The sequence below is a fragment of the Burkholderia sp. E168m23 genome, from assembly GCF_016586125.1.
Classification (GTDB): domain Bacteria; phylum Pseudomonadota; class Gammaproteobacteria; order Burkholderiales; family Burkholderiaceae; genus Burkholderia; species Burkholderia orbicola.
This window is the reverse complement of sequence record NZ_BCPP01000194.1, coordinates 1-8669: the sequence shown is the minus strand read 5'-3', so window position 1 is coordinate 8669 and position 8669 is coordinate 1. Positions and strand designations below refer to the sequence as shown.

The window sequence follows — 8669 nt, the reverse complement described above, 5'->3', positions numbered from 1 at the left end:
CCCTGTCCTGGTCCAGCAGCGGACACGACAACGTCGTGAGTTCATACGGCATATCTGCTCTCCTTTCGCTCGTCTATCGCACTGTATTTCCAAACCGGTGGCCGATAAACGCGCCGCACCTTGAAACAGAATCCAGTAGCATTGCGTAATGGATCTCCTCAAGGCGATGGCCGTATTCGTCCGTATCGTGGAAACGGGTAGCCTGACGGCGGCCGCGCAAGCGTCCGATCTGTCGCCGACCATGGTCGGCAACTACCTTCAGACTCTGGAAAGCCGGCTGGGCGCGGTTCTCGTGCACCGCACGACCCGCAAGCAGAAAGTCAGCGCGTTCGGCCACGCTTACTACGAGCGATGCGTCGAAATTCTCGGTCTGGTCGACGACACGGAACAGCTTGCGCTCGCTCACCTCAAGCAGCCACGAGGGCGTTTGCGCGTGACCGCGCCTGTCGTGTTTACGAACGAGTGCCTGATTCCCGCGCTCGCGGACTATTACCGGCGCTACCCCGAGATCAAGCTCGATATCGTCGCAACCGATTCGCTCGCCGATCTGTTCGACGAAGGCTTCGAGGCGGCCATTCGCATCGGCACGCTCGCCAACCCGGATGTGGTGGCGCGTCCGCTGGCGCCATATCGGCTGGTGCTGTGTGCGTCGCCCGCTTACGTTCACGAGCATGGCGCGCCGGCTACGCCGCACGCGCTAGGCGAGCATCATTGCCTGACCTATGCGTATCCGCCCCGAGCGGAATGGCACGCGGCGCAAACCCAATGGACGCTGGAAGGCCCGGATGGGCCGATGAGCCTGTCCGTGGACGGCAGACTGAAAATTGACAATGCGGACGCGTTGCGCCGGGCGGCGTTGAGAGGGCTGGGTATCGCGATGCTTCCTTCCATCTTGATACGCGACGACATTCGAGAGAAGCGCCTCATCGAGATCATGCCGGACTTCGCCGGCCCCGAACGGACGATGAACCTGCTTTATCTTCAGGAGAGGCAGCAATCACCGAAGCTTCGCAGCTTCACTGAATTCGTGGTCGACCGGTTCGGCGCCGAAACGGCCTGTCGGACGTGAGGCGATTGCCGCCGGTCGCGAAAGGCGTCGTACTTCATCGACACCTCGCGATTTCGACCCGATGTACGTTTCCGTCCTCACCCGCCGTGGTCGCTCATCTGCACCGACCCGCGACGGAATGGCGCCGAAGCGACGATGCTCAAGTCGGATCGCGCCACCTCCGCCGCCTGCAGGGCGTGGCCGTTAGCCGCGCGAATCGACCCAGTTGCGTGCCCAGCGTGCCGAGTGCGCGAGCGCCTGTGCCTCGCTCGTGAAGTAATCGAGCGAATAGAACTGATAGCGGCCTTCGTCGTGCGTGCTATCGGCGCGTTCGAGCAGGAGGTTGGATGAAAAACTACCGTCGGGCAAGCGATGCGCCGAGGGTTGGACGGCATAGCCGTTGTACTGTTGAATTCGTTTGTTGTGCATTTTAATTTTAATGATGTTCGAATGCGCGCGTGCCGTGCGAAATGCGCACGGGTAAGCCGATTCAAAGCCATTGCGGACTGAATCTGACGCAGTCGGAAAGCGAAAATAAGGCGTTGCGGCCGGAGGGGGAATGAAGTGCAACGAGACGTGTGACGCTCGGCCAGCTGAATCACTCGATACAGCTCAAGGCGATCGCGCCAACTTGGGGAGGCGAAGCTCCGTTGGGATGTCGCTGCGACCCGGCGTCCGTCGTGGGAGGCCGGGCCCTTCAAACTTTACAGTGGCTTGATGTTCGCCGCTTGCAGACCCTTCGGGCCTTGCTTCGTTTCGAAGCTCACTTTTTGATTTTCAGCCAGCGTCTTGAAGCCGTCGGCACGAATTTCGGAGAAGTGAGCGAACAGGTCGTCGCCGCCCTTGTCCGGAGTAATGAAGCCAAAGCCTTTGCTGTCGTTGAACCACTTGACGATACCGGTATCCATGAAGATTCCTTGAGAAAAAAAGGGAAATTTGCTCTGTTGAAAGAGCGCGTGAAGCGTCAAGGAGGGAGAGGACAACGAATACCGCTGGGGAGGAGCGAGCAATTGATGAACAGCAATCGGACTTCTTGGACTTCGGTACATACACTAACGGCAGGTGCCGGCCGCGTCAACGACTATCTTGTAACTGTGTGACATCCAGCTCGACGCGCCGACATCGAGACGCCCTTCCGCATCGCAGACGTGACTCCCCGACCGCGGGCAGCGAAGCCGAAGGCTGTCGTCACGACTGGACCCACACCGCCCCGCTTCACGCCTTCGCGAAGGCGAGCAGCAGCTCGCCGAGTTTGCCCGGTTGCTCCTGCTGGATCCAGTGACCTGCGCCGTCGATCAGCTCGATGCCGCGCATGCTCGTCGCCGCCTTCGTTCTCATCAGATCGAGCGCGCCAGGCGCCGAATAGGTGCCCCAATCGCGCTTGCCGCCAATGAAGAGCGACGGGACGTCGATCGTCCTGCCCGAAAACAGGCGCAACTCGGCGTTCAGGTCGGGATCGGACAAGACACGATAAGCCTGAAGCGCGCCTTGAAACCCGGTACGGCCATACTCCGCCGTGTATACGCCCAGTTCCGCGTCGGTGAGCCATTTGCAGGCAAGGATTTCGGCGGCGGACGGCTGGAATGGCGCGACGGTCTCGGGCATCGTCTTGCCGAGATCCATCACGTAGTACGTGGGCATTTGCGCCAGTTCCGAGGCCGTGAGCGCCTTCAGCGGATGCGGCTTGTTGCCCGGCCAGTCGGCGCTCTTCACGTGGAAAAATGCCCGCAGAAACGCTGATAGACCTTGGGGCGGGTGCCACATGTCCCGGTTGGCGTTCCGTGTGCACAGGTATTGCTGGTAATACGCTCTCGGCGGATCGAGCGCGGCAAGCGCCGCCGCCAACTTCCGGCCTTCGCTGTTCGGTTGAGCCGACGATGTCTCGCTTCGCGCCGTGTCGAATGGGAGCGCCGGCGGACCAGGGAACGGCGCACTCATCAGCACCACTGACGGAAAGACGTCCGGTCGCGCCAGCGCGCAATACGCCGCCACAGGCGAGCCGAGGTCGTGCCCGACCAGCATCGACGTATGCCGATACCCCAACGCCGATACCAGTCCGAGGGCGTCGCGCGTCATATTCAGGAGGCTGAAGGGCCCGAGCGGAGCGTCATAGTCGTTCGCCCAACCGGTCGTGCGTCCATAACCGCGCTGGTCGGGCGCCACGACGTGGTATCCCGCGTCGGCCAGGATGGGCATGAGATGCCGCCAGCCGTAGGCCAGATCCGGAAAACCGTGCAAAAGCAACGCGAGCGGCCGGCCGGCGCTTTCATGACCGGCTTCGAGAATGTGAACATCGAGGCCGTTCACCCCATGGATCATGCGCGAGCGCACTCCTTTCGGAAGCGTTCCTGCACCGTATGTCGGCGTGGCCAAATCACTCTCTCCTGTCGGGGTTGCGCGGGCAGGACGAAGCAAGGCAGCAACCAGGCCGGCCGCGCCCATCGCCAGAACGGTTCGTCGCGGCGCCGATGGCTTGCTCTTGTCGACGGGCATCGTCGAACTCCGAAATATGGTGATCACCATAGTATGGCGATCGCCATAGACCGGTCAAGCGGAACGTGGTACTTTTCCCGCATGACACGCAAGACTGACGCGCGCGCTCGCGCGATTGCCACGGCCGAACGGCTGTTTCGCATCCAGGGCTACACGGCGACCGGGCTGACCCAGATTCTCGAGGAAAGCGGCGCGCCCAAAGGGTCGTTCTACTTTCACTTTCCTCGCGGCAAGGCCCAACTCGCCGAGGAAGCAATCGATAACTACGTCACCCATCGAATTGCCGTCTTGCGGAACATCTCGGCTGATACGACCGGTCATGCGCTGAATTTTGTTCGCCAGATCTTCAGCACGTTTGCGGCCGAAATGGTCGCCACCGATTTCCAGTACGGGTGTCTCATGCAAAACCTGGCAAACGAACTGCCCGCGCTCGACGCCGAGCTGACCCAGCGGGTGGCGCGGGGGTTTGCCGATTCGACCGAGGTGATTGCGGCGCATTTCAGGGGGTGCGGGTTCGCTGCCGCGCGCGCATCCTCGGCCGCGGCCGCATTGGTCGCCGCGCTCGAAGGCGCCCGCACGGTCGCGCGCCTGGAACGCTCGCCGGCCGTGTTCGACGCACTGGCAGATGTCAGCAGCCAGGGATGGGGCGCTTCCGAGGGGTGATCCGGCCCAATGTTCTCGTCATGCGTCGTGCCTTGCGCACATCACGGGGAAATTGCCCGTTGCCGTGATGCCGCACCGGTTCGGTATCCGTGAACGCACGACGTGCCGCGAATTCAATTCTCTCGACCGCGTTAGCTCGAACTGCGCAGCGGTAGCCTGGCAACGTGAACGCGTGGAAAACTGGCAGGCGGCCGGACGAGTACCCCGAATTCCGAAGCATGGCCAGGTCGATCAAGCACGACCTCGCCGCGCAGATCGTCTATCGGTGACCAGATTGCAAGCTCGGCCAGACCGGAAGTCGACGTACCGCAACCGCGAACGCTCCGGCCGCCATCGCGAACACCCAAACCGCAGGTCAATGCGAAGCACCGAACAGTCGAATCACGACGCCGCGCAACCACCGGTTGCCGGCCTCGTGGTGATAGCGCGCATGCCAATGCTGCCGCACCGCGAAGCCTTCGACCGGGATCGGGCATGCATGAACCGCCAGATCGTTGGCTTGGGCCAGCGTCTCGCCGATATGACGCGGTAGCGTCGTGATCAGGTCGGTCGTCTGAACGATCGCCCCCAGCCCCAGAAAGCCCGGCAATTCCAGCACCACGTCTCGCTCGATGCGCGCCTGCCGCAGCGCCTGTTCGAGGAGTTGCGCCCCCGTTCCCGCCGTAATGGCGACATGCCCTTCCGAACGATACTGCCTGGCCCCGAGCCGACCGCGAATCCTCGGGTGATGCCGATTCACCAGACAAATCCAGTCCTGGTCATACAGCTTCTGCTGATAAATGCCGCCGCCCAGCCACGGCACGTAGCCAATCGCGAGATCGGCTTCGCCGGATTCGAGCGCCCGCTCCGTATTGCCGTCGATCCGTGCGGCTTCCAGCCGGACGCCCGGCGCCTGCGCCCGGACATGGGCCAGCAGCCGCGGCAGCAGCGTGACGTGGCTCGCGTCGGTCATGCAGATGCGAAAGCGTCGCTGGGCGGTCGCGGGATCGAACGCGATCTCCCACGCCGTGAAGCGCCGCAGCGATTCGAGAATTTCCCGGCAGGGCCCGATCAGCGCGTCGGCTTGCGGTGTCGGCGCCATGCCGCCGGGCGTGCGGATGAACAGCGGATCGTGCAGGTGTTCCCGCAAATGCCCGAGCCAGATGCTGACGGTCGGCTGGCTCTGGCCGAGCTGCTCGGCGACGCGCGTGACGCTGCGCACGTCGTACAGGAGATCGAATAGCTGAAGCAGCTTCAGGTCCGGCAGATCAGCGGGCATCGTCGCATTATTGTCCATGGCAATGACGTCATTGTACTCATTGCATTGTCGGCATGAGCGGCGGCTCCTATCGTGAGGCCATACGTCAAGGAGACACCATTGAAAATCGCGATTCTAGGAGCCGGCGCACTGGGTTGTGCGATCGGCGCCACCCTCACCGAAGGCGGTCACGAGACCTGGTTGATCGACCGCTCGCCCGCACACGTCGATGCGATGCGTCGCGACGGCCTGCGGGTCGACGACGCCCGCGGCACCCGGCAGGTACGCGTGCACGCGACGACACAGGCGGCCGAAGTCGGCGCGGCCGACGTGGTCGTGGTGCTGGTCAAGTCGTTCCACACTGACGCGGCGATCCGCGGCGCCCTGTCGCTGGTCGGGCCCGATACCGTCGTGCTGTCGCTGCAGAACGGCCTCGGGCACGAGGACATCCTGAGCGACGCCGTCGGCCGCGAGCGCGTCCTCGCGGGCAAGACCTACGTCGGCGGCGTGCTGCGCGGGCCGGGTCATATCGAATCCGGCGTGATCGGCAAAAACACCTACATCGGCGAACTCGACGGCCGCATCACGCCGCGCGTGCAGGCGATCGCCGCCGCGTTCGATACCGCCGGCCTCGCGACGACGATCAGCGACAACATCGTCGGCACGATGTGGGACAAGCTGCTGGTGAATGTCGCGACGGGCGCGCTGACCGGCCTCACCGGCCTCACCTACGGGCAGCTCTACGACGAGCCGCTGCTGAAGGCGACGTCGCTCGCGGCGGTCGCCGAAGCGATCGCGGCGGCGCAGGCAGCCGGCGTCAAGCTGTCGATGACCGATCCCGAACAGGCCTGGACCCTCGCCGCCGAGGGGCTGCCCGCCGCCTTCAAGACCTCGATGCTGCAAAGCCTGGAGAAAGGCTCGATCACCGAGATCGACTTCATCAACGGTTCGGTCGTGCGCGCCGGGCAGCGCCATGGCGTGCCGACCCCGGTCAATGCCACGCTCGTCGCCTGCATCAAGGGGCTGGAGCGCGCGATGGCCGATCGCCAACGTGAGGAGGCCGCCGCATGAGCGCCACGAAAGCCTATCTCGAACACGTCGCGATCTGGGTGAAGGACATCCACTGGCACATCCGTTTCTTCGAGGACGTGCTCGGCATGACGCTGCGCGAAGTGGACGGCCCGCTCGACGCACCGCGACAGTACTGGACGCTCGGCGGCATGCAATTCATCCACGCGCCCGACCACAATGGCCCGGAAGGCCGGCTCGCCCATCTCGGCGTGATGTGCGAGGACCTGGAGGCCGCGCTGGCCGCCGCGCGGCGATTCGACGTGACGGAGATGCCGCAGGGGCGCAACTGGATTCGCCTACCCGACGGGCTTGCCGTCGAACTGATTCAGGCCAGGCCGGCTTCATGCGTCGCGCAAGCACTGGCGATCAACCCGCGCGCGGAGGCATGACCATGACGATCGTCGAGAAATACTGGGACGACGCCCGCGAGGGCGACACGTGCACGAGCCCGACCTACCTCGTGACCAAGGAACGCATTCTCGCGTACGCCGACCTCACCGGCGACCATACGCCCGTTCACGTGGACGAGGAATACGCGAACGCCAGCCATTTCGGCTGCCTCGTCGCGCACGGGCTGTTCGGCCTGTCCATTGCCGACGGCCTGAAGACGCAGAGCGACTATCGCTTCCTGCCGGGCATGTCGCTCGGCTGGACCTGGGATTTCCTGCTGCCGATCAAGGTCGGCGACGTGCTGCACGTGACGTTCCGCGTCGGTTCGATGCGGGCCAGCAAGAGCCGCCCGGACTGGGGCATCGTCGTGCTGCCGTCGGAACTGATCAATCAGGACGGACAGGTCGTTCAACGCGGCGAACATCGCCTGATGGTGCCGCGCCGTCCGGAGGCACTGTAATGCAGGCACGTCCCCTCGAAGGCATTCGCGTCGTCGACTACAGCCATTTCCTCGCCGGCCCGTATGTCGGACGCTGTCTCGCGGCGCTCGGCGCCGAAGTGATCAAGGTCGAGCGCCCGGGCGCCGGCGACGCCGGACGCCAGCACGCGACCGTGCTCGACGACCAGCAAAGCGGCTACTTCCTGCAGCTCAACATGGGCAAGCGCGGCGTGAGCGTGAACATGAAGGACGCGCGCGGCAAGGCGTTCATGCAGCGGCTGTGCGACTCCGCCGACGTCTTCATCGAGAACTATCGGCCGGGCGCGCTGGACAAGCTCGGGCTCGGCTATGAAGAACTGTCGGCGCGCAATCCGGGCCTCGTCTACTGCTCGATTTCGGCGTACGGTCACACTGGTCCCGACGCACATCGTGCCGGCTTCGGGCTGATCGCCGAAGCGAAGAGCGGGATCATGCAGATGGTCGGCACGCCCGGCGAGCGGCCGCCGCTGCTCCGCATATCGCTCGGCGACATGTACACCGGCATTCATGCGGTCGCGGCGATCAACGCCGCGCTGCTGGGGCGCGTGAAGAGCGGCCGCGGGCAACACGTCGACATGGCGCTGTACGACACGCTGGTGTCGATGCACGAATATGCGGTGCAGTGCTACACGCTGAAGGGCGTGCTGCCCGAGCAGACCGGTCACGACATGCCGACCTCGACACTCTATGGCGTGTTCCGTGCCGCCGATGGCGATCTCGTGATCGCCGCGCAAGTCGACGACGCGTGGAAGCGCTTTGCACAACTGATCGAAGCGCACGGCGGCCCGGCTGGCTTCGGTGCGGACTCCCGGTTTCACGACAGCACCGGGCGCAATGCGCATCGCGCGGCGATCCTGTCGGTGGTCGAACCGTGGGTGGCCGCGCGTTCCGTCGCGTCGGTACTGGACCTGCTGGACGGCATCGACGTTCCGTGCGCGAAGGTGCAGCGCATCGACGAGGTGTTGAACGATCCGCAGATCCAGGCCCGAGGCATGGTCGTCGAGCAGCAGCATCCACGCTACGGCACGCTGCGCCTGCCCAACCTGCCGTTCCGGTTTTCCGATTGCGATACGACGATTCGCGAGGTCGCGCCCGATCTCGGCCAGCACAACGCGGAAGTCGCACGGTCCCTCGGGTTCGATGCGGCCGAAATCGACGCGATGCAGGCCGACGGCGTCCTCTATTCAAAAGTGAGCCAATGATGACCGACCAATACGCGGTGATCGGCAATCCGATCGGACACACCAAATCCCCGCTGATTCACGGCCTCTTCGCGCAAGAGACGCAGC

Annotated in this window: 10 protein-coding genes and 1 pseudogene; 7 read left to right on the top strand and 4 right to left on the bottom strand. The window is 64.0% G+C overall.

Translation table 11 applies throughout. The annotated features are described in order from the left end of the window. The first annotated feature begins 148 nt into the window (after nucleotides 1–148). Nucleotides 149–1069: a LysR family transcriptional regulator gene (locus JMF90_RS12640; protein ID WP_011549077.1), complete on the top strand. Its 921-nt coding sequence runs from the start codon at nucleotides 149–151 to the stop codon at nucleotides 1067–1069. A 183-nt stretch (nucleotides 1070–1252) separates the two neighbouring features. Here JMF90_RS12640 and JMF90_RS12635 read toward each other — a convergent pair whose 3' ends face one another. From JMF90_RS12635 to JMF90_RS12625, 3 genes are all read right to left on the bottom strand, one after another. Next, nucleotides 1253–1477, bottom strand: coding sequence for a hypothetical protein (locus JMF90_RS12635; RefSeq protein ID WP_011549078.1), 225 nt, complete (start codon nucleotides 1475–1477; stop codon nucleotides 1253–1255). Between the two features lie 275 nt (nucleotides 1478–1752). Beyond that, nucleotides 1753–1956 (bottom strand): cold-shock protein, encoded by a 204-nt coding sequence (locus tag JMF90_RS12630; RefSeq protein ID WP_011549079.1) that lies wholly within the window; start codon nucleotides 1954–1956, stop codon nucleotides 1753–1755. 307 nt (nucleotides 1957–2263) lie between these two features. Beyond that, nucleotides 2264–3367 (bottom strand): alpha/beta fold hydrolase, encoded by a 1104-nt coding sequence (locus JMF90_RS12625; RefSeq protein ID WP_011549080.1) that lies wholly within the window; start codon nucleotides 3365–3367, stop codon nucleotides 2264–2266. 207 nt (nucleotides 3368–3574) lie between these two features. On the opposite strand from JMF90_RS12625, the gene JMF90_RS12620 reads away from it, so the two are divergent. Then, nucleotides 3575–4204 (top strand): TetR/AcrR family transcriptional regulator, encoded by a 630-nt coding sequence (locus JMF90_RS12620; protein WP_011549081.1) that lies wholly within the window; start codon nucleotides 3575–3577, stop codon nucleotides 4202–4204. 355 nt (nucleotides 4205–4559) lie between these two features. Here JMF90_RS12620 and JMF90_RS12615 read toward each other — a convergent pair whose 3' ends face one another. After that, entirely contained in the window at nucleotides 4560–5480 is a 921-nt protein-coding gene (locus tag JMF90_RS12615; protein ID WP_011549082.1) for a LysR family transcriptional regulator, read from the bottom strand. An 81-nt stretch (nucleotides 5481–5561) separates the two neighbouring features. Here JMF90_RS12615 and JMF90_RS12610 point away from each other — a divergent pair, with 81 nt between their 5' ends. The 5 genes and pseudogenes from JMF90_RS12610 to aroE form a co-directional block, all read left to right on the top strand. Further along, a complete protein-coding gene (locus tag JMF90_RS12610) occupies nucleotides 5562–6512 on the top strand; it encodes a ketopantoate reductase family protein (RefSeq protein WP_011549083.1) in 951 nt (316 codons plus the stop codon). Next, nucleotides 6509–6901, top strand: a complete 393-nt coding sequence (locus JMF90_RS12605) for a VOC family protein (protein WP_011549084.1) — start codon at nucleotides 6509–6511, stop codon at nucleotides 6899–6901. Before JMF90_RS12610 ends, JMF90_RS12605 begins: the two co-directional genes overlap by 4 nt. 2 nt (nucleotides 6902–6903) lie before the next feature. After that, nucleotides 6904–7362 (top strand): MaoC family dehydratase, encoded by a 459-nt coding sequence (locus JMF90_RS12600; protein WP_011549085.1) that lies wholly within the window; start codon nucleotides 6904–6906, stop codon nucleotides 7360–7362. Further along, complete coding sequence (locus JMF90_RS12595; protein WP_011549086.1) at nucleotides 7362–8582, top strand: CaiB/BaiF CoA-transferase family protein; 1221 nt, start codon at nucleotides 7362–7364, stop codon at nucleotides 8580–8582. The genes JMF90_RS12600 and JMF90_RS12595 overlap by 1 nt, the downstream gene beginning before the upstream one ends. Then, nucleotides 8582–8669: pseudogene (aroE, locus tag JMF90_RS40045) on the top strand (shikimate dehydrogenase); the annotation flags it as partial. The gene JMF90_RS12595 and the pseudogene aroE, both read left to right, overlap by 1 nt.